At 77.3% G+C, this 388-nt stretch carries 1 pseudogene; it reads right to left on the reverse strand.

From position 1 onward, the window contains the following. Positions 1 to 388, reverse strand: a pseudogene (locus BIV23_RS45290) (M6 family metalloprotease domain-containing protein); the annotation flags it as partial.

Genomic DNA, 388 nt, shown 5'->3' on the forward strand with positions numbered 1-388 from the left:
CGTCCGGCCCTCGGCCTCCACCTTCACGTCCTCCCCCGGCACGGTGAAGCTCTCGCCGAGCGCGACCGGGGCATCCGCGAGGGCCGGATGGACCGAGTTCTCCCAGCAGGCCTCGGTGTGCGGGTGGGCGTCCACGACCTCCACCGGGCCGGCCCCGGACTGCGCGCCGCTCCTGACGCGGTACACGAGGACACCCTGCTTGCAGGCGGCCCGGTCGTTGCCGGCCGCGCTGCGCACCTCGAAGGCGAGGGCGCTGTCGGCGCCGGTGCGGACGATCGCCAGCTTCACCCCGTGCCCGAGGCCGAAGGCCGGGGCGCCCGCCGCGTTCTGCACCGGGACGCCGGGGCCGGCCTCCAGCGGCTCCAGGGTCAGCCGGGTCGGCCGCGCG

The organism is Streptomyces monashensis (assembly GCF_001866665.1).
Taxonomy (GTDB): Bacteria; Actinomycetota; Actinomycetes; order Streptomycetales; family Streptomycetaceae; genus Streptomyces; species Streptomyces monashensis.